Source organism: Phenylobacterium sp. 58.2.17, assembly GCF_026411515.1.
Taxonomy (GTDB): Bacteria; Pseudomonadota; Alphaproteobacteria; order Caulobacterales; family Caulobacteraceae; genus Phenylobacterium.
In genome coordinates this window covers 110,291-128,888 of record NZ_JAPMTQ010000001.1, presented here as the reverse complement: position 1 = coordinate 128,888, position 18,598 = coordinate 110,291, and the positions used below count along the sequence as shown (strand labels likewise).

Below are 18,598 nucleotides of genomic sequence, written 5' to 3'. Positions count from 1 at the left end.
AACATGCCAAATGGCAAATGGATGCGATCTTGATCAAGACTGAGGCCGCGGCGGATTTGACGGCGATGGCGGCTCGGCTCGAGGCCAGCGGCGACTATCGGGTGCTGCGCCGCCTCGCCCCGCGCCGGCAGATCGAACCACACGATGGTTCGCCGACGCGCCTTGGCATTTTCCTGGATGTCGAGACCACGGGGCTTGACCCGCTGCACGACGAAATCATCGAGCTGGCCATGGCGCCGTTCACTTACGGGCTCGATGGCAAGATCTTTGACGTGGGCGAGCCGTTCAGCCGTCTGCGCGAGCCGTCCAAACCCATCCCGCCGCAGATCACCAAGCTCACCGGCATTGATGACGCCATGGTCGCTGGTCATGCGATCGACCCCGCTGAGGTCAGCAGGTTCGTGGCGCCGGCGGCGTTGGTGGTGGCGCATAACGCCAGCTTCGATCGCAGGTTCTTAGAGCGGTTTTGCGAGACCTTCTCGACCAAGCCCTGGGCTTGCTCGATGAGCCAGGTCGATTGGGTCGCCGAGGGCCATGAGGGCGTCAAACTCGCCTATCTGGCGATGAGCTCGGGCTTCTTCTATGAGCGCCACCGCGCTTTGAACGACTGCTTCGCGGCGATCGAGTTGCTGGCGAACGTGCAGCCGGCGAGCGGCGAGCGGGCGTTTGCTCAGCTGCTTGAGCGCGCACGGCAGGCGACCTGGCGGATCTGGGCGGAGAACTCGCCCTTCGACCTCAAGGACATTCTCAAGGCGCGCGGCTATCGCTGGAATGGCGAGGCCTCCGGCGGCCCGCGAGCTTGGTATGTCGACGTCGAAGACGGTGAGAAGGAAGCTGAGCTCGCTTTCCTGAAGGCCGAAATCTATCAGCGTGACATCGAGCTCCTCGTCCGGCGCATTGACGCCTACGACCGCTTTTCGGATCGTTGCTGAACGCTTCGGTGTGGCTATGCTTTGGCGCACGGATGAGCTGTGGCGCGGGGGGGGCGATGGCGAAAGCATCTAAGGCGGGGCGCGCTCTACGGTTCGCGCCCATTGTGGCCGGCCTTGCCAGCTTCGGTTGGGCTGCCAATGCCTACGCCGACCCCTGCAAGGCGATACCCGACCGGGGGGATGCGCCTGGCTATCTTGCGCCTGGCGCCAGCTTCTCAGGCCCAGTGGTCTATGTCGGCGACGGTGACAGCTTCTGCGTCGGCGTGGGGCCTGGCCGCAGCGACTGGGTCGAGGTCCGCATGGCTGACTTCTATGCCCCTGAGCTAAGCTCCGCCGATGGCCCGGCCGCGAAACGGGCGCTGGAGCATGTTGCAATGGGCCGGCAGGTGTCCTGCATCGCAGAGCATCAAAGCTATGATCGGATCGTCGCGCGCTGCGAGCTTGAGGGCCGCTCCCTGGGCGACCTCCTGCGAGGGGAGGGAGGCCTTGAGGGCGGCAATGGCTTCTCGGGCGGCGAACAGCGTCCGGCCGGCGAGAGCGCCCAAGCTGATCTGGTCGGCTTGGCTCAGCTTGGCGACGAGCAAGGCCGCGCCTGGATGCTTCCAACAGCAGCGCTCAGCGCCGCCGCCGCTTTGGGTGTTCTCTTTATCGGGCTAAGGCCTGGCCGCGGCGTGCGCAAACAGCCTCGGCCGACCATGAAGCACTGGCGAAGCCGGTAGGCGTCGTTCCCGTAGGCCGACCGTTGCTCGGATCTTTCATCAGGGCGGCCCTAGCAACCGGGGAGATCATCGACGGACGTGGTCGGCTCGTACTTGTCGGCGCGCTTCACGTATTCAACGGTTCGGTTTACCTCGCCCATGTAGACGACCTTGAAGCCCTTGGCCGTGCGCGCGATCGTCGATGAAAGTTCGGTCGGCGGAAGCTCGTTTCCGTCCTCGTCCTGCCCGGTCCAACTGTAGCCGGTTTGCACCGAAGCCCGCAGGATCGGCGCCTGCGGCGTAAGCTCGATAAGATCAACGAAGGCCATGCCGCAGCCCTGCTGCATGCCGCCGCCCCTCACCAAGAGCACAGGATTTTGCAGGATGTCACGCCGTAGGCTTGCCCCTGAAATGCGGCCATTGGAACCGGTTTGGCTCAGATTGGGCCAGGCTCCGACTGCCTTGAGATGCTCGCCCTCGCGTTGGAAGTAGTGGACGCTGACCAGCCCTTGCGCGACGCCGGTTTCATTGTCTTCGTGGCCGTCGCTCACCAAGGCCAGGCGCTCGCCAAGCTGAATCAGGCCCGTCTGACCTTCGACATCAGTTGGGGTGTAGGTGTAGGGATTGTCGTCGACCTGCCGGTGGGCCGATCCTGCGGTCCCATAGGCGAGCGCAAACGCCTCGCTCACTTGCTCGGCCGGCGAGGCCTCGTGGCCGGTCACTGTTGCGCTGGTTGACGTCTCAATGGGCATGGCGGTCTGGGCGGCCGCCTGTGGGGCGCCATCCTCCGAACCCTGGACCTTGCCCCAAACGTAGATGGCCGCTCCCAAGGTCCCCAAGATCGCGGCGAGGCCGACATATCCGATGACCCGCCGCATGCCGCGAGTTTCTCGCAAGCCGACCTGCATGGCCTGGGAGAACGTAGCTGGCGCGGCGACCGTAGCTTCGGAGTTCGCATCGTCCTCCGTGACCTTACCCGCGGCGATCAACCGGGAGCCCTTAACCGCCATGAAGGCCGCGTAGGTCGCGCCGACCGATCCCAAGGTGAGCTGCGCCCAAAAGCGAGGCAGGCCACTGGGTTCGAAAACCTGAAGGCCGCTGGCGACCGTGTCGAATAGGCAGAGCAGAAACGTCACGAGCGCCGCCCATCGACGTTGGGAGACGACGATTTCGACGCCGAGCCAAATGGCCAAGACCGTCGTGATCGCCGCAGCGGAGATCGCAATGTCTCGGTCGGTGTAACCGTCGAAAATCTCCGATGGGACGCCGGTGAGGAGCGGCCAAAGTTGGATGAACGTGCTGATGACCAGGTAGGTGATCGCCACGACCCCGAAGTTCCGGGTCGTTTCCCGGACCTTCGCGGGATGGAACGGGTTTGTCGTCGCGGCCGTCTTGGCTGGCTCAGGCGCGCTTTGATTGTTCGCGGTCATCTTGTTCTCCCCCAAGTATCAGAGATGCTACGTATCGTCTGTAGCTGTAAAGTCATCACTACCCGAACGATCGCCCCATGTCGGGCGAGCAGATTGGGGAGCTAAGGCGGGTGTTGGCCGCCAATGTGCGCCGGCTGCGCAAGGCCCAGGGCTTTAGCCAGGAAGGCTTCGCCGACGCCTGTGGTCTGCATCGCACATATGTCGGCGCCATCGAGCGAGCTGAGCGCAATGTGTCGATCGACAACATCGAGCGCATGGCCAGGGCGCTTGCGATCCCTGGCCACGAGCTCCTGAAGCCTTAAGCCCGCACCGGTTGGCTACGACGGCCGAGCAGAGCGATCACGGCGGCGGCCTTGGCGCTGTCCGCACAGAGATCCGCGACCAGATCCATGTCGCTGATCGAAGCTGCGGATGCCGCCCGATCGGACGCTGCCTCAAGGAGGCTGTAGAGCGCTGCGAGCAACGCCTCTTGGGCGATCTTCGCGCGGGCGGCGGGAATGACGCGCATGGCCGGCTCAGATCAGTTGATGGACGGGGGTGAAGTCGCAGTAGCGCTCGTAGAGCGCGGCGGCGAACTCCGTGGCTCCCGTCTCGCGGATGGCCCCGATCATGTCCTCCAGCGTCAACGACTGGAAGCTGCAGGGGCCTTGAGGCGCGACGAGTTTGGTCTTGTAGGTCTGGCAGGCGCGCTGGACCGAGACGTTGAGCTGCGGCGCCAGGCAGACAAAGACGCCGCGGTCATAGAGGCCGTTGGCGACCATGCGCTCGGCCAACATGTGCTCACGCCATAGCTGCTGCAGCGGATTGGCGCGAAGCGACGGGTCGCTGGGATCCTCATAGAGCCCGCAGACCTCGGTCAGCTCCTCGTAGCGTTCGCGGCCGCGCGCCTCGGGCTCGGTCATCGCCTCGGAGTATTTGACCTCAATGGCGATGAAGGTCTTGGCGCCCTGCGCGTCGCGGCAGGACAGGAAGACGTCGAAGGCGGTCGCGTCGGCGGTGAAGCGCAGATCACCGCGCGCCGGCGAATGTTCGAATTGAATGTGGCAGACCTCCTGCGCCAGGTCCGGCCAGAGCGCTCTGACGACAGCTTGCGCCAACTCGCGGTCGAGCTTGAGCGCGCTAAAGAGATTGAAGGTGAGCGGCATCGACGAGAGCATGTTCGACCAGAGGCGGGCCTCGTCGATCATGGCGCCAGGCTCGCGATAGGCGACCTCGCGAACGGCGAGCCGCCGAATGGCCGGGTCCAGGAAGTTGGCGCCGGCCGCGGACGCAAAGGCGCTGAGCCGGCTGCCGAGCGGTCGCTTGCGGCCCTTGCCGTTGACGTAGAAGCCCATCGGGATCTGCCGGCTTTCACGCCAGAGGGCCTGAAGCAATCGGGCGGCGGCTCGAAACCGCGTGTCGAGCGGATCGTGCACCTTGTATTGGCGCAGGGTGGCGGCCGGGATGATCGGCAAGCGATCCGGATAGGCAAGGTCCATCTGTCTGGCGTCTCCAAGGTTCATGCTGAAGCTTCGCGGCGGCGTGGGCGAAGTTGCGAGGAGCGGCCGGCGCCTAGATCATATCCGTCCAAATGCGGCCGGCGCGGCGAGCCGCGTCGGCATAGGCCGATAGCGTCTTGTCTGGCCGGAAGTAGCGGTCACGCTCGATCGGCAAGCCAAGCCGGCCTCGCGCGCGGCGCAGATCGGCAAGATCGACGTAGCCGAGTTCGGGAGCCCCAAGGCCAAGATCGCAAAGGCCGAAGGCGATCTCGGGTGCGTCCGGATCGATCTCTGTCAGGAGCCAGGTGGCGCCGCCATCGGGCGCGAAGAGCTTCACCACCGGTTGGAAATCGATCTCCTGTTCGGTGCCTTTCAGGGGCTTTTGGGCGTTGCCGTTGGCGAGGAGCTGGGCGAGGGAAGCGGGATCAAGAAGCTGCATGCGGAAGCTTCGACGGGGGGCGCTAGAAGTTGCGCCAAGCACGGGGTTTGGTTACCTAGCGGCGACCAAAATTGACGTACCTGTGGGCAAGATGGCGCCTATGACCAGAGCGCCTTCGTCGCCCGTTATCGCCCTTCGACAACCGCTGACGCGTCGAAGCTCGTTGGCGTTGCCGCCGTCCCGGCTCGCCGGCCAGCGACGTCGAGACATCGAGGCCGTTCCTGACGGCGCCTTGGCCGCGACGACGAAAATCGGAGTCCTCGAGAGCCGCTGGGAGGCGGGGCGTAACCTCAGTCTTCGTTCGGTCTTCGACCTCGTCTCAGCCTGCTATGGGCTCGGGCCAGACGCCTACGAGTATGAAATGGTCGGCGCGAGGGCTGCGCTTGCCGAAGCTCTTATTCGGCTGTCCTGGGACGCCGAAGTCGAGGTCATCTATCTGGCTTGCCACGGTGATGAGGACGGGCGCCTTGCGCTGCATAGCGGCGAGTTCGTCAGCCGCACGCACCTGGCGAACATGCTGGCCAAGTGCGGACCTGCCTTGAAGGGCGTCTACCTGGGAACCTGTTTTTCCGGGCGCGAGGATCTGGCGAGCTTCGTGCTCGAGCGTTGTCCCGACATCAAATGGATCGCGGGCTATTCCAAAGAGATCGACTATGTCGATTCAACCGCGCTGGACATGATGTTCTTCAGCAAGTGGATCGCCAGCGCTGGCGTGGGGCGTCGTCGGCTGCGCAGAGCCGTCAGCGCCTTGCGGCCTCTCGCAGCTGGGCTGATGGATCATGCTGAGGGGGAGGGGTTAGGGTTCTCGGCGTTCGTGCGTTCACAGGGACGGGTTGTCGACCTGGCGCACCGATAAGGGCCCAGATCGTTCCGAGGTCTGCTAAATGAGACCTAGGGTCTTGAAGCTTGCTACGCCTTCGCTGGCGACTACGACGTGATCATGGACGGTGATACGCAGCGCGCTGGCCCCATTGACAATCTCCTGGGTGACGGCGCGGTCGGCGCTTGATGGTGTCGGGTCCCCGCTCGGGTGATTGTGTACAAGGATGATGGCGGATGCCTCCAGTTCGAGCGCTCGCCGGAGAACTTCACGTGGATAGACCGGCGCATGGTCGGTCGTCCCATGTCCCATAGCCTCGTCAGCGATGAGCCGATTTCGCTTGTCGAGAAACAGGACGCGAAACCGCTCGCAGGTACATTCGGCGAGGTCGACCTTGAGGTAGGCGAGGAGGGCGTCCCAGCTAGATATGACGTCGCGTTTCAGCACCGATCCAGCAAGGATGCGCCGCGTCGCGTCATGCAGCAGCTTGAGATCGATAGCTGCGGCCCGGCCGATCAATCCCTCGAGCGTGCGCAGATCGGCCGACAACACGCGATCAAGCGACCCCCACCGGCTGAGCAAGACGCGGGCCCATGTCTGAGCTCCACGTGCGATTGATCGCGCAAGGGAATAGCTCCAATGCCTCGTTGTCGCTCAGAGCTTCCAAGCCAAACTCCACAGCGCGCTCCTGTAGGACAAAGTGAGGGGCAGTAGGGTTGGTGAATTCGCCTCGCATCCGGAGTCGCCTAGTGTTGATCGGCGCAGAGTTTCGTAAATCCTGTTCGGAAGTTGCGGCGGCCGAGCTGAAGCGGGGCTTTGGATGCGTAATGCGCGGCCTGGAGGGGGATATGCGAGGATGGGTATATGTCCTGAGCAATCAGGGGATGCCGGGGTTGCTCAAAGTCGGACGAACAGCTGAACACCCACGGACCCGGGCGGCTCAATTGCACACCACCGGCGTGCCGACGCCGTTTCAGGTAGAATATGCCGTTCGGGTCGACTGTTGCGATAGGGTTGAACGTACGGTCCACCATGAACTCCGATCGCACAGGATGGATCGAAGGCGGGAGTTCTTCACGATCGAACTCTCGGCGGTCGTTAGGGCGATGGAGAACGCCGTCTCAACGCTGCATCTTGATGTTTTGGATGTGGTGGATCCCGCGAAGGAGCGCGCGCGGGCGCGCGAACAAGCTCAGCAGGAGCAGCGTGAACGCGAACGCGTAGAACACGAGTTGAAACGGAGGAAGAGGATAGAGGGCGAGGCGCAGATGCTGATCGGCAAGGCGCACGAGCCAGTTCAAGCTGCGACAGACAAGATCGAGCGGGCTCTCCACCTAGCCTGGGCCGGCCTCGTGGGCCTGCTTGTCATTCTTGCCTTTACGGCGATCGGCTCCTTCCGGTTGTGGCCCATCGCCGTCGCGTGCTTTGTCTATTTTCCGGGCCGGTTGATTTTGATGCTGCCGGCAGGCCTGATTGTGTCTCGAACAAGATGGGGGCGAGCGGTGTTGGAGGTTGAGCGCGCTACGCTTGAGGCCATTGCCCAGCGTCGAGAGCAGGCCCTTCGCTCTCCGGTCGTTGAGAGCATCATCGCATCTTAGGGCGCGCTCTTGGCGCGATGTCGGTCGTTCTGAAGGGCTTGCCTGGCCGGTGACCGCCAGGCGAGCCAGAAATGTCCGCAATCGCTTGGCGGTGGGCTAGGCCCGATCCGAAATCGCCGGTCGATGGGCGTCGGCCTTGGCGAGCGCCAATTGGCGCAACTTTGCCAGGCTGATGGCACGTTGGCCGTTCTTCTGGATCGGTCCTGCGAGCAGCCATGCCGCATCCCCATCTCCGTCGAATACGACTTCAGCCTCTGTCGGAGAGATGATCTGGAGAACGATGAGTCGCTCGCATGTCGCATATAGGCTCACTGACCGCGTGCTCGTGAGCTTGATCTGCACTGCCCGTCCTGCGGGATCGACGGCGTCGTGGCCTGGGAATGATGCAGGGTAGAGCGTCAGCCCAAACGCTTGTGCCGCTATGACCTCGCCAATTGAACCGACTAGGTGTCCGTCGGGCGTGAATTTCCGACCTGGATAGGATGCTTCCAGGGCCTCGACGGCCTCGTAGATCTTCGCGACGGGCTCGGGGAGGGGAATGCGAATAGCCAGCTGAGCCCCGCCGACTTGTTTTAACATGCCGATCGGCGCGCGCCGCGAGTCCGGTGGACTATCAGGCGCAAGCGCAATTGATACGCGCGTTCCCCTCAAGGTCTGAAGCTGATGCCAATGGGCCTTGGCAGGTCCGATGGGTTTGAGGCCGGGGGTGCTGGCGCCGTTAGGGCCGGCAGCCATCTTCCGCCATTCGCCCTCGATCTCGGCGACCCTCAGACGGACAGACTGGCCGGGAGCCAAGGAGGAGAGCTGAGCCGCAAGATCGGCGTCGCCCGCAATGTGCTTGATCCACAGACAATGGTCTCTGACCTCGGCGACCGCCGTCTTCTCCAAATCCACCCAACCCGCCTCCGCTCGTCTAGGTCAGTCGTTAGACTGCCCGTTGGAGCCGCCACTGCCAAGCTTGCGACGCGGCCCCGGCAGGCGCTTCGAAGCGTGGGCACCAACCCTTCAACGTAGGCAAGGATGTTCTCAGCAAGCATTCCAGAACGCCGCTCCGCCTACAGGCGGCAAGCGAGCTGGTGCAGTGATGTGCCCAGCAGAATCCAGATTTGCTGAAAGCAGGTTTGCACTTGTTACGGTGGGCGTGACCGATAGCATTGCTGGACACGCGGGGGATTTGTGTTGAGCATTGAGAAGATCGAAGCGCTGGAGCGTCTGGAGCAGCTTCGCGGGAGCGGAGTGCTTACGGACGAAGAGTTTGCGCAGGAAAGGGCGAAGGTCCTCGGCGGGGCCCCAATGTTGGTGGTCACATCACGCAAATCGGCTAAACGCTCAGCGGGGCGCGCGAGATGGCTGCTGCCGACCTTAGCGGTCGCTCTCATTGCAGGTGGCGCTGGTGTCTTGCTGTTGCCCGCCAATAGCGAGCCAGGATCTCCACCCCAATCAGTCGCTGTCGCTCCTGCCGCGCAGACTAAACCCGTTGAAGCGCGCCCCGCGCCGGCGATAGTAAGCGAGCCGCCCGCACGCCTCAGCTGGTGCCATATGGGCTCGTGCTCTTGGCGGAAGGAGCTCGATCGGAAAGCCGTCGAGAAGATTGGAGAGGCCACTCTCTATCGTCTCACGCTTCTTGGTGGCGAAAGCAACATGGACGATACTCGTGGCGAGGAAGACGTCGCGAAGGTCGTGTGGAACTCGTCGCCTCACAAGGTAATGGTGCTCTGTTCGCGTGAACTGCCGACGGTTTTCATTCCGGGGCAGGACATCCAAGTCCTGCCGCTGAATCCCCAGGAAGGCCTGCCGAACGTGTTCACGTCCGACTTCGGCATCTACGCAGAGGTCTGCGCGCCCGCGGGAGCGGTTTTCGGCGACAGCGCGGACTTCGCGCGACAGTTCGGTTACGCGGTCAGCAGTGAAGCAGCCGAGAGCCTCTCCAGTGAAGTCACGACCGAGGATGACCTACTGAGGCGGATCCGAGGGGCCGAGCGGTGACGCCCGAGATCGCAGACGCGCTGCGGCGCCTGAAGGGGCTGCGTGATCGTGGCGTGTTGAGCGAAGAGGAGTTCGCAGCCCAGAAGGCCGATCTACTTGCAACGGGAGTTCAGCTAGGTGGCCGGTCGCGAAATAAGCGGCCCGCCCCGATCGCGCAAAAGCATGTTCTTCTGGCTGCCGGAGCCATAGGACTGCTCGCAATGGGCATCGTGCTGATGTCGAGGAATCCGCCGTCTAAAGCCGCTGCGAAGATCGCTGGATTGGACAGTGCCTCCGTTGAAGGCGCTTTCTCGGCTACCGCACCAAGCCGTGACGTGCGCTTGTCGTGCTCGGATGCGGCAATCCAATTCGCCGCTCTGACCTGTCTCGGCTCGGTGGCAGTTCTCGCTCAGCACGAGCTTGGCTTTCAGCAGGCGTCTGGCAAGCCAGTAAGTGCAGAGCTGGAGGCGGCTAGGGCCACCATCGACGCCAGCGAGAAGCAGCGCTGGGAAGCCGAGCGGGAGATTGACCGTGCATGCGCAAATCCTGTGGATGCTCAAGGCCTAGCGCTCGCCTATATGTCTAATGCTTCCCATGCTAGCGAGATCCTGCAAGCTGTGCGGAACGAGAGCGCATTTCCGCCAAGTGCGATCCATCGCTGGTGCACGAACATCGCCCGGGAAGCCCGGGAGGAGCTGCCGACAGTCGTGAACAACTTCCAGCTCGCTTCGCGGCAGCGTTGAGCAGACGGGCTTTCGATCGTTTCGGGTGCGTCGCCTCGGCGGGCCAACCATCGAGTGCGGCGGGCACAAGCGAGACGTCATCGCTTGGCATGTGGGTCTAACGCTTTGATTGCATGAAGGATGTCGGCAGCGGGCGCGCGGCGGTCCGGGACTATTTCGGGAGATCAGGGTGCGATTTGTCTGAAAAATTGCTCAAGGAGCTCCCCGGCGCGGATGACGGAGTTGGGCTCGTTGCGGTCCATCGCAACGTCCGCTTCTAGGCTAGAAGCCCAGCGGTTGTCGCCATGACCTACTCGGGCTGAGACTGTGTAAAAACGTGCTCGCTGATCTGTCCGGCCAGGGCGGATGACCGGCGACCGCGACCGTCTCCTAGGTCTGCATCGCGGTGATCAGCGGCTTGGCTCCGAGGATCGCCATCACCCGCTTCAGATTGTAAGCCAGGACGTGGAGGCTGATCTCTGTTCGGACGTTTTCTAGCCGCCTCATCTGGAAGTGGGTGGAGCCCATCCAGGATTTGATCGTCCCGAAGGGATGTTCGACGATCTGGCGTCGGGTTCGCATGGCGTGGGGCGCCAGATCCATTCGGCGCCGCATCGCCTCGACGACGTCCTCGTGCTCCCAGCGTGTAATCCGCCGCATGGGGCTGGGGGTGCATTGGGGCTTGAGACGGCAAGCCTGGCAGCTGGCCCGATCCCAGTAGCGATGCAGGACCAGACCTCTCTCAACGGTCGTCATGCGGTGCGGGAGCCGTTGCCCGCCAGGGCAGCGATAGACGTCTTCCTTGGGGAGATAGACAAAGTCCTGTTTGCCGAAGCGGCCGTCGGCCTTGGCGCCGGAGGTCTGGGGCTTGGGCACATACGGCGTCACGCCGATAGCTTCGCAGGCTAAGACTTCCTCGCCCGAGAAGTAGCCGCGATCAGCAAGCACCTCGAGGCCTTCCACGCCCATCGCCGCCTTGGCTTTCCCGCTCATCACCGACAGCTGCTGGCGATCGCTGCCGGTCATCGTCACCTCATGGGCGACGATCAGGTGATACTCGGCGTCGACGGCGGATTGGACGTTGTAGCCGATGATGCCGCTGCCGCCGGCGGACGTCGCCATCGCTCGAGCGTCAGGGTCTGTCAGCGAGACCTGCCCATCCGGCGAGGCCGCCACCTCAGCTTCCATGGCGCGCAGCGCACGCATGCGCGTCTTCAGGTGCTCGATCTTGCCTTTGAGGCGCATTACCCGCTCACCGGCCGCGTCAGCTTCCTGCATGTCGGCAATGTCCAGGTCACGAAGGTAACCTGCGATGCTCGCCTCGACCTGCTCGATCCGCCGTTTCAGCTTGGTCGGCGTGAAGTTCCGGTCGCTGTTGTTCACCGCCTTGAAGCGGCTACCGTCCACCGCAGCGACCGCGTGGGTGAAGAGGCCTAGTTCACGGCACAGCAGCACAAACCGGCTGCATGCCGCCTGGATCGGCGGACCATTGTCCTTCCGGAAGTTGGCGATGGTTTTGTGGTCTGGCGCCAGCTTGCCGGTGAGCCACATCAACTCGATGTTGCGTTGCGCCTCGCGCTCCAACCGGCGGCTCGACTGCACGCGATTCAGGTAGCCGTAGATGTAGAGCTTCAGCAGCGTGCGAGGATGATACGCGGGCCGGCCCGTCGCGGCCGGCGCCATGCCGTCAAAGCCAAGAGCCTGTAGATCAAGCTCGTCGACGAACACGTCGACCACCCTCGCCGGATTGTCGTCCGACACATAGTCATCAAGGCAACTGGGAAGCAGCGCCGCCTGGCGGCGATCTTCACCTTCGACGAAGCGGGACATCCGAACCCCCAACGCTGCAGCATCAGGAGTCTACGGTGCTTCGCGTTTTTACACAGCCTCGGCTCTAAGCGGACCTTCGAAAGGTTTTGCTTCCAAGCGCATTGTGCGCGTTGGAGCTCTACGGCTCCGGCGGATCGATCGTCCCATTCCCGCGCCCTGGCGCTCCCGGAGCTTCCTTCAGCGTCGCCGCGATTCGGTTATAAAGTTGGTCCCGAAGATCGTCGGGCGTCTTCCAGACGATGTGGGCGAACTGTCGGGTGTCGAAGTGCAGATAGCTCATCCGATCCTCCCGGCACGTGAAGATCACTTCCATTCCAAGGCCATGCGCCAGACCGGCCTCATAATAGACGCCACCTCGAGGCTCACCCTTAGGCTTTCCGCCCACGTCATGCTCAGGGCAAGTGAAGTCGGCGATCAGGAACCGGGACTTCTTGATCTCCGCGACGATTGCATCGTCGATCTTGCCATTGTGCTGTAGACCGTCAATGCGGAATGGCTCGTAGCCAGCGTCACGAATGCCCGGCACGAAACCGAGGCGCCACGCCTCCTTCATGCTCGGGTCGAACCACATGGCGACAAAGGCTTGGCTCGTATCGGCACCGCCATCTAACGCGTCGATGTAATCGTAGCCCTTGCCGGTGAACTCGAAGACTCTTTCGCCAAAGGTAAGGAAGCCATCATCCCGAAGCATCAGGATAATTGCGTGTCCCTCTTTGAAAGAATCCACGCCCATGAGCGCAAGCAGTTTTTGCGGATGATCCGGCCCCACGAGACTCTCATCAAAGCCATCCTGCCACCGGTTCCGACGCCCCGGCTTGATCCCGATGAAAGACCGAAAGAACCGCTCCTTCTTCTCCCGAAACCGCAGTGGACGCTGGGAGTAGATCGCGCTGAGGACCTCGGTCGTGATGAGGGGCGCTTCATCACCGAACCGTCGTCGATCCACTAGCCATGTCGTGAGCGCCGTCCGATGCGACGGCACGAGCAGCGGATGGTCATCCATCGCCTCGCTCGAAATGCGAAAGCCGCCGCCAGCGCGCTCCGAGAACACCTTCATCCCCGCGCGGCGTGAACCGGCCAGCAGTGTGGCTGGCGTTCCCCAGATCGGGCACGTAAACTCTTCAGGCATCGCCTCTCCCTGGCTCCCAGCGGCATTGCCCTGAATGTCGCCTTATTAGCTCGAAGTTCACGTCTGCTCCCGGCGCGCCACCGACTTGCGTCTGCGGCCGGCGGTGCCTAGCGCACCCTCATGCAACAATCACAGGCTCAACCAGGCGGCCGTCGGGCAGCGTGAGGAAGATCCCCCGCTGCCAGTTGCGCGGACGAAGCCCCACATTCAAGTAGACGCGCTTGCCAATGACCTCAATCCAGAACGGCGTCGGACAATGGCCATGGCGGCCCCACGCAGATAGGGCTGCTAGCCCCTCAGCGTTGAAGAGACTGCCCATGTTCGCGCGCACCTCGTGCGCGGTCTCCATCAAGCTGTCGAGCCGGCGCACTGCCTTGCCGGTGGCGAAGATCTCGGGCCGCGTCATACCTGCGAGCCGCGCCGTGATCTCGTCGCGCTGCACTATCCAGACCTGTGCGGCTTCTGCGATGGCCAGGTTGAGGTCCCCGAGGAGGTGGCTGGGGGGCGACAGCGCGTCGAGCCCGGCGGCGGTTGAGACGACGCGTTTCTCGATCACCTTACGACCGCGTTCGTCAGTCGCGTCCGCTTCCATGTCCACTGTGAGCTGGTCACCGATCCTAGAGCGTCGCATCGCCGCGACAGCCCGCTTTGTGATGCCGGCGACCGCGCGTTCCTGAAAATCCAAGACGCCCCAGATGTCGCGGAAGAGGGTGCGCGCTTCTACGAGCGTACGCGCAAGGTCAGGCATCCTCTCATCCAGCATCGAGCGCGCGACAGCCTCAGCGACTTCGTCGTCGTGCTCCTTGAGCGCGGCGGCATAGCTATCCTCGTCGAAGTGGTCGTGTCCGCACTCGTGTCCAATCAAGCGCAGGTAGCCGTCAGAGCAGAAGACAAGGAAGCCTTCATCGAACTTCGGCGTCCTCACGGAACAGATCGAACAGGGTGCGCGAGTGTCGCGCCCGTTCCGCAGCCGCTTCGGTATGCTGATCTTGCCGACTATGATTGGCGCTTCACCTCGCGGGTGCGGCGTGGTCGTGATCCAATTCCACGTATGGGGCGAACCGGTTCGCCAAACGTGCTGTCCGAAGTCTTTGATAATCGCTTCGCCAGGTCGGACGCGGAACCGCCGACCAACTCGAAGCTCTTCTAGTTGCGGGTAGATGTACGCCCGCTTTGTCACGGCCGATCTCCCGCCGGAACCCTTGAAGGGGAGGAACGCTACTCGGGTTCGCGGCTCACAGACATGCTAAAGCCGAGCCCGATTCGACGGAAGACCTAGTTCTATTTTTGTTCCATAGATCCGCCACCCCTCCGCGCGAGGTGGGTGGCTCCTGAACGTGCAAATTAGTGTCTGCTTCCCGGACACAGTCCAGAGTCCGCACCTGGTGCCTATTCCGGCCGCTCGCCACAGGGATTGGCGGCAAGACTCTGCGCCCGCGCTCGCCAGGCTACTCAAGGGCCTCCCCGCCAAGGCGCTTGGGGACTATTCTGGGGGGAGCCGATCAAGCTTTGTCGCAACGCCCCTTGAACTCGGCCGAACTGCGGCGCCCTATGGCCTGATCAAGCTTGGCTATGGGGGCTACTATGAAGGCGCCGAAGTCTGTCCCTGCGCTCGAGGAGCTCGGCCGTGTGCGGCTCTCGCGCAACTTCTTCATGCGCGACTTTCTCTATAGCGAGATCGCCAACCTCCACGGTCTTCCCAATATCCCGGAGGATCCAGATCTAGCGATCGCGGCGGGCACGCGGCTGTGCGAGGAGCTGCTCGAGCCGCTCAACGCCACCTTTGGCCGGATCGCCATCCGCTCGGCCTACCGCTCGCCCACCGTCAACGCGTTCGGCAACGCCAACAAGCTGGACTGCGCCAGCAACGAAGCCAACTATGCGAGCCACATTTGGGACCGGCGTGACGGTCAAGGGCGGATGGGCGCTACGGCCTGCATCGTCGTCCCATGGTTTGCTGATCGCTACGAGGCGGGCGCGGACTGGCGAGCCCTAGCCTGGTGGATCCATGATCATTTGCCCTATTCGAGGCTCTACTTCTTCCCCAAGCGCGCGGCGTTCAACATCGCCTGGCGAGAGGCGCCGGAGCGGCGGATCGACAGCTACATTGAGCCGCGCGGCTGCCTGACGAAGGCCGGCGCCGCCAATCAGGAAGGCGACCATTCGGCATGGTATGAAGGTTTCCCGCCGCTCCAGACCACCTCGGGGCCGCCGGCCTAGGGGACTGCGTCGTCGCGGCGGTCCCGGTGAGCGTGCGGGGGCGGAAGGTGGGCGTCCGCTGGTCGGACATCGGGTCCGGGGGATGAAGACGACGTCAGTTGTTCAAGGCCGGCGCGCAGGTCGCTCTCGACCGCGTGGGCGTACACTAAGGTCGATTGGATGCTGGCGTGACCTAGTAGGCGTTGAGCCACACGAAGATTGCCGGTCGCCCGTAGGATCCTCATGCCCGAATGGCGTCGCAGGTCGTGGGCGCCTTTCATGCCCTTGGCGGCCCGCAGCCCGGTGGCGGTGATCGCGCGACGAATGGCCGACGCTGCGCCATGGTAGGAGAGCGCATGAAGTTGGCCGCCGGCGAGCTCGCGGTGCCAGACAGTGTCAAGACCGGCGGCGCGGGCGCGCTCGGCTCGGCGGCGCAGCATACCAGCGTCGGCGGCGAGCAGCGGAATAACGTGGTCCTGGTCGTTCTTGCGTTCCCGCAGCGTGACCCGGGCGCTTGCGGGGTCGGTCAGATCGAGGGCGGAGAGCTTGAAGAACATTTCTTCGAGGCGACAGCCATAGGTCGAGGCGATCCGCACGAAGTCTCGCCAGTGGGGGGCTAGCGCCGCGAGCAGGGCCGTCAGTTCTGCGTCGGCAAATTCCTTGCGCTTGGGTTTGGGCTCTGGGAGGCGCAGTTCGCCCCAGTCGATTTCCGGCAACGCCTTGGCGCCCCAGGCCCGGCGCGCGCGCCGCAGGATCGGACGAAGGGTGTCAATTACTTCCAGATTCACGGTCCGATTGGACACGGCATAGCTCTGGGCGGACGGAGCATCGCTTCGGACGAACCGCTGGGCGCGGCGAGTTTGCATGGCGGAGAGCACGTCGGGCGTGGCGATCTCGGCGATGCGCCGTCCTGGGGCGAAGAGGACGAGCAGCCGTTCTAGGCGGCGCTCGACGGCGGCGGCGGTACGCAGATGGCGGCCCTTCTCCGACCACCAGCGGCCTGCCGCCTCGTCCAAGGTGAGCTGTGCGGCGTCGTCGAGGAGGCCGAGCGCGGCGTCATCACGAACCTTTCGTTCTACAGCTTGCGCCTTGCGGAGCGTCTCGCAGCCGGTCGATCCGTGAAAGCGATGACCCTGGTAGATGAAGTCGTAGTGGAAGAAGCGGCTCTTGGCCGGCCGGTAAACGGCCATCGCGCGTCGTGCCTTTCTGTTAGGTAGCGCCGCAGCTCATGTTCGGCGTATCCGCGGCGGTTCCCGCGCGGGACGGCGCTGATGAAGCCGTGTGCCGTCAGCAGGTCGATTGTCCCTGGATCAAGACCGAGAAGCTTGGCTGCTGCCTGCTTGGTGACCACAGCGCCTTGCGCGAAGGCCGCGGCGAAGCGCGCTTCGGTGATGGGGCCTAGGTCTAATTGTGCGAGGTGCGCTTGAGTGTCGGTCATGAAGGGGCGGGGGCCGCGGCCGTTGGTTTGAGGTCTCGTCGGTCTGCTTCTGGGCCGGGCGTCCGAAGTTGCTGGAGCTGGGGGATGTCCGCGGCCAGCGGCTGGGGGCGAATGAACGGCATGGCCAACTTGGGGGGATGGCCGCCAGCAGCCGCCTGCACCAGCAAGTGGAAGGGACGGGTGCATCAGGCCAGGTGCATCCGCCGCTTTAGGTCGAGGCTGGGTGCTTGGGCCTTACCGGACGGATGAAGGGGGCTTGGCATGGCTTTCGCCGGGCGGGGGGACCCGCGGAAGGGCCATTCTGGCGTGGGAGGTAGGCTGCGAGAGAGCGGGGAAGGGGAAGGGGAAGGGGTAGGGGTAGGGGTAGGGGAGAAGCGGGGGGGGGATGAAATAATAGCGGGACGCGAGCTTTCACTATAGCGGCGAGCCCCGAAATGAAGGGGAGGGCCATAGCGTTTTGGACCCTCCCGCGCGCTGCGAGCCTTTGGCCGCTGCTAAGCGGCGCCTTCGTCTGTCCTTGCGATCCAGGCGTTGAGTTCGACAGAGTTGTCGGTTTGCTCAAGCTTGAGGCCCCAGATGCGGCCGCACTCGGCCTTCAAAGTCTGAAGCCGAATTTCCACTGGTGCGATCGCCTCGACGAGACGTGTGAAATCGAGGAGGTTGAGCTTGGGGAAATCAGCGCCGGCGTGATGTTGTTCGTGCAGGCAGGCCGCCGCCTGCTGCCGCCGCTCACGCACCAGCTGTGAGCCCGATTCCTGGGGCTGGTCATGGGCGACGACGAGCCGCTGTCCGTCCCCGCAGCAAACCAAGGTGACTGGGTCCGCCATGTCGCGGATCAGCACTTGCTGAATGGGAAAATACCCGCCGAAGTCGCGATAGCTCAGCTCGGTTGTCAGGGTGCTTGTCAGTTTGGCGGCAAAGGCGTTGCGCGGCGCCTTGCCTTCAGCATTGGGGAAGGCGAAGCCGACGTCGCCATTGGTGATGACGTTCAAGTCGCCCACCTTCGCCCAGCGTGGCGTCTGAATGGCGTGACCGGCCTTTTCTGCGGTTTCGATGCGACGCCGCCGGTCCATCAGAGCCAAGGTGCGAATGAGCGTGTCGGCGTCGCGACGTCCGATACCGAATTCGAGCCCGTCGATGCCGGCGGTGCGAGCCTCAAGGTGACATGACCTGAGTTGGATCTTGCCAGCGCCTCCTGTGATCCAAACGGCTCCAAAATCTTGGCGCCGTTTAGTCGGTGCATAACTGTGCTTCGAAATCAAACGCGCCAATTGCCTGTTCGCATGGCTTGATGCAGCGAGCAGGAGGCGAATGACTTCGGCCAATCGGTGGGGTTCGAATGGGACGCCGCCGGGGCATTGGGCCCAGATTTCGTTCCAGTCGGGCTTGGCTTCCTCGGTGCTCACGCAGAAGAAGTGCTCGCTGGGTGGGCGGGGCTTGTGGGTGTGATCAGAGAATTCGAGCAAGCTGTCTGCGCTTGAGTAGCGCAGGCCTGCCAAGTCGCCGGCCTTCATCCAGCGCCGTGCGGCATGGGCGAAGTGCTCATATGGCAAGGTGAACGCAACCGGCTCGGACGCCATCAGTGCGGCGGGAGCCCGACTCCAGAACGTTGCGCCGTCCCATTTCACAACGATCCGCAGTTCGTCTTTGTTGAACGCGAACACCACCGGGCGCCGTGCGCCCGCTTTGGGCGGACGGAGCGTGTTTGCGGCGTCCGCAAATTGGCGACTGTCCAGTTTCAATGTGGCGTCGGTGGCGCCCGTAATCACCTGGGCCCCGACGGCTGAGGCGGGAGCCTCTGGCGTCTGCTGCAGGGGGGCGGGGCACGTCGCCCGCACTTCATCTTCAAATTGGTGCATGGCGCACTCCTAGCGCGCCCGCACTCGAATATCGGACGCCTAGTATATAGTGATTTCCGCC

At 63.4% G+C, this 18,598-nt stretch carries 20 protein-coding genes; 9 read left to right on the top strand and 11 right to left on the bottom strand.

Translation table 11 applies throughout. The features are described 5' to 3' along the window. Positions 1-17: 17 nt before the first annotated feature. Together OUA97_RS00680 and OUA97_RS00675 are read left to right on the top strand one after the other, a co-directional pair. Positions 18-932 carry a 3'-5' exonuclease gene (locus OUA97_RS00680; protein ID WP_267230034.1) on the top strand — a complete coding sequence of 305 codons (915 nt, stop codon included), beginning with the start codon at positions 18-20 and terminating at the stop codon, positions 930-932. A gap of 299 nt (positions 933-1,231) precedes the next feature. Continuing rightward, a complete protein-coding gene (locus OUA97_RS00675) occupies positions 1,232-1,651 on the top strand; it encodes a hypothetical protein (RefSeq protein WP_267229794.1) in 420 nt (139 codons plus the stop codon). A 50-nt stretch (positions 1,652-1,701) separates the two neighbouring features. On the opposite strand, the gene OUA97_RS00670 is transcribed toward OUA97_RS00675, so the two are convergent. Next, the gene (locus OUA97_RS00670) at positions 1,702-3,060 is read right to left on the bottom strand and encodes a hypothetical protein (protein WP_267229793.1); all 1,359 of its coding nucleotides are present in this window, start codon (positions 3,058-3,060) and stop codon (positions 1,702-1,704) included. 77 nt (positions 3,061-3,137) lie between these two features. Here OUA97_RS00670 and OUA97_RS00665 point away from each other — a divergent pair, with 77 nt between their 5' ends. After that, positions 3,138-3,362, top strand: a complete 225-nt coding sequence (locus OUA97_RS00665; protein WP_267229792.1) for a helix-turn-helix domain-containing protein — start codon at positions 3,138-3,140, stop codon at positions 3,360-3,362. On the opposite strand, the gene OUA97_RS00660 is transcribed toward OUA97_RS00665, so the two are convergent. Genes OUA97_RS00660 through OUA97_RS00650 form a run of 3 tightly spaced genes read right to left on the bottom strand, consistent with a single transcriptional unit; the run spans position 3,359 to position 4,977 of the window. After that, positions 3,359-3,568 carry a hypothetical protein gene (locus OUA97_RS00660; protein WP_267229791.1) on the bottom strand — a complete coding sequence of 70 codons (210 nt, stop codon included), beginning with the start codon at positions 3,566-3,568 and terminating at the stop codon, positions 3,359-3,361. The two genes, OUA97_RS00665 and OUA97_RS00660, sit on opposite strands and share 4 nt — an antisense overlap. 7 nt (positions 3,569-3,575) lie before the next feature. Then, a complete protein-coding gene (locus OUA97_RS00655; RefSeq protein ID WP_267229790.1) occupies positions 3,576-4,562 on the bottom strand; it encodes a PGN_0703 family putative restriction endonuclease in 987 nt (328 codons plus the stop codon). Positions 4,563-4,611: 49 nt separating this feature from the next. Beyond that, on the bottom strand, positions 4,612-4,977 hold the full coding sequence (locus tag OUA97_RS00650) for a DUF2958 domain-containing protein (RefSeq protein WP_267229789.1): 366 nt from the start codon (positions 4,975-4,977) through the stop codon (positions 4,612-4,614). Between the two features lie 100 nt (positions 4,978-5,077). Here OUA97_RS00650 and OUA97_RS00645 point away from each other — a divergent pair, with 100 nt between their 5' ends. Next, positions 5,078-5,833, top strand: a complete 756-nt coding sequence (locus OUA97_RS00645; RefSeq protein ID WP_267229788.1) for a hypothetical protein — start codon at positions 5,078-5,080, stop codon at positions 5,831-5,833. 24 nt (positions 5,834-5,857) lie between these two features. On the opposite strand, the gene OUA97_RS00640 is transcribed toward OUA97_RS00645, so the two are convergent. Further along, positions 5,858-6,346 (bottom strand): JAB domain-containing protein, encoded by a 489-nt coding sequence (locus OUA97_RS00640; protein WP_267229787.1) that lies wholly within the window; start codon positions 6,344-6,346, stop codon positions 5,858-5,860. 203 nt (positions 6,347-6,549) lie between these two features. On the opposite strand from OUA97_RS00640, the gene OUA97_RS00635 reads away from it, so the two are divergent. Next, the gene (locus OUA97_RS00635; RefSeq protein ID WP_267229786.1) at positions 6,550-7,395 is read left to right on the top strand and encodes a GIY-YIG nuclease family protein; all 846 of its coding nucleotides are present in this window, start codon (positions 6,550-6,552) and stop codon (positions 7,393-7,395) included. A gap of 96 nt (positions 7,396-7,491) precedes the next feature. Here OUA97_RS00635 and OUA97_RS00630 read toward each other — a convergent pair whose 3' ends face one another. Next, positions 7,492-8,289, bottom strand: coding sequence for a DUF6998 domain-containing protein (locus OUA97_RS00630; protein ID WP_267229785.1), 798 nt, complete (start codon positions 8,287-8,289; stop codon positions 7,492-7,494). A gap of 285 nt (positions 8,290-8,574) precedes the next feature. Between OUA97_RS00630 and OUA97_RS00625 the strand changes: the two genes are divergently transcribed. Continuing rightward, a complete protein-coding gene (locus tag OUA97_RS00625; protein WP_267229784.1) occupies positions 8,575-9,381 on the top strand; it encodes an SHOCT domain-containing protein in 807 nt (268 codons plus the stop codon). Further along, positions 9,378-10,103, top strand: a complete 726-nt coding sequence (locus OUA97_RS00620) for an SHOCT domain-containing protein (RefSeq protein WP_267229783.1) — start codon at positions 9,378-9,380, stop codon at positions 10,101-10,103. Before OUA97_RS00625 ends, OUA97_RS00620 begins: the two co-directional genes overlap by 4 nt. A 369-nt stretch (positions 10,104-10,472) precedes the next feature. On the opposite strand, the gene OUA97_RS00615 is transcribed toward OUA97_RS00620, so the two are convergent. The 3 genes from OUA97_RS00615 to OUA97_RS00605 form a co-directional block, all read right to left on the bottom strand. Then, positions 10,473-11,912, bottom strand: coding sequence for an IS1182 family transposase (locus tag OUA97_RS00615; RefSeq protein ID WP_267229782.1), 1,440 nt, complete (start codon positions 11,910-11,912; stop codon positions 10,473-10,475). 118 nt (positions 11,913-12,030) lie between these two features. Beyond that, entirely contained in the window at positions 12,031-13,041 is a 1,011-nt protein-coding gene (locus OUA97_RS00610) for a hypothetical protein (RefSeq protein ID WP_267229781.1), read from the bottom strand. A gap of 118 nt (positions 13,042-13,159) precedes the next feature. After that, positions 13,160-13,966: a hypothetical protein gene (locus tag OUA97_RS00605; RefSeq protein ID WP_267229780.1), complete on the bottom strand. Its 807-nt coding sequence runs from the start codon at positions 13,964-13,966 to the stop codon at positions 13,160-13,162. A gap of 659 nt (positions 13,967-14,625) precedes the next feature. On the opposite strand from OUA97_RS00605, the gene OUA97_RS00600 reads away from it, so the two are divergent. Continuing rightward, positions 14,626-15,261 carry a hypothetical protein gene (locus OUA97_RS00600; protein ID WP_267229779.1) on the top strand — a complete coding sequence of 212 codons (636 nt, stop codon included), beginning with the start codon at positions 14,626-14,628 and terminating at the stop codon, positions 15,259-15,261. Here the strand turns inward: OUA97_RS00600 and OUA97_RS00595 are convergent. Further along, positions 15,258-16,430: a tyrosine-type recombinase/integrase gene (locus tag OUA97_RS00595; RefSeq protein ID WP_267229778.1), complete on the bottom strand. Its 1,173-nt coding sequence runs from the start codon at positions 16,428-16,430 to the stop codon at positions 15,258-15,260. The two genes, OUA97_RS00600 and OUA97_RS00595, sit on opposite strands and share 4 nt — an antisense overlap. Positions 16,431-16,468: 38 nt before the next feature. Between OUA97_RS00595 and OUA97_RS00590 the strand changes: the two genes are divergently transcribed. Next, the gene (locus OUA97_RS00590) at positions 16,469-16,642 is read left to right on the top strand and encodes a hypothetical protein (protein WP_267229777.1); all 174 of its coding nucleotides are present in this window, start codon (positions 16,469-16,471) and stop codon (positions 16,640-16,642) included. A gap of 530 nt (positions 16,643-17,172) precedes the next feature. On the opposite strand, the gene OUA97_RS00585 is transcribed toward OUA97_RS00590, so the two are convergent. Next, the gene (locus OUA97_RS00585; protein ID WP_267229776.1) at positions 17,173-18,537 is read right to left on the bottom strand and encodes a hypothetical protein; all 1,365 of its coding nucleotides are present in this window, start codon (positions 18,535-18,537) and stop codon (positions 17,173-17,175) included. Between the last annotated feature and the right edge of the window lie 61 nt (positions 18,538-18,598).